The 469-nt window shown below is 54.6% G+C and carries 1 pseudogene and 1 riboswitch; the pseudogene reads right to left on the bottom strand.

Annotation, left to right across the window (positions count from 1 at the left end):
• Positions 1-164: pseudogene (locus M5C56_RS32315) on the bottom strand (transposase domain-containing protein); the annotation flags it as partial.
• A 224-nt stretch (positions 165-388) separates the two neighbouring features.
• Positions 389-450: riboswitch (Fluoride riboswitch) on the top strand.
• The last annotated feature ends 19 nt before the right edge of the window (positions 451-469 follow it).

The raw sequence follows: 469 nt of genomic DNA, 5'->3' as shown, positions 1-469 counted from the left end.
ATCTCACTCGCACGCTGCGTTGGCAGCCGCATCAGCACATCTTTGAGATAGGCATATGGATCGTGCCCATTCATGCGTGCCGACTGGATCAAACCCATGATGGCCGCTGCCCGTTTGCCGCTGCGTAGCGATCCCGCAAACAACCAGTTCGAGCGCCCAAGGGCAATCGCGTCCGCTTAAAAATACGCTGACACTATCGTCCTTAACGCTGGAGTTCGGAGGGTGTGTTCGCGGGCCCCTTAAGATTGGAAATCCAATTTACCTATTTTTGAGCTTTCATCGAGATCGCTGGGCAGGCTCAGGTGACCATGACAGTGGAGTCAGTGCCCCGGGAGCCGTAGTGATTTGAGTGCGTGGAGGTTGAAGGTTTCGGTAATGTTGCTATAGGATCGTGTCAGGAGATGGCATTCCTCCTTTAACCGCCTTAGCGCTGATGATGCCTACGTGAACCCTGGACAGGGTGCGTAGG

The organism is Pseudomonas sp. MWU13-2862, from assembly GCF_023242495.1.
GTDB classification, from domain to species: domain Bacteria; phylum Pseudomonadota; class Gammaproteobacteria; order Pseudomonadales; family Pseudomonadaceae; genus Aquipseudomonas; species Aquipseudomonas gingeri_D.
The sequence above is the reverse complement of the archived record's forward strand: the minus strand, read 5'-3'. Positions and strand labels throughout refer to the sequence as shown.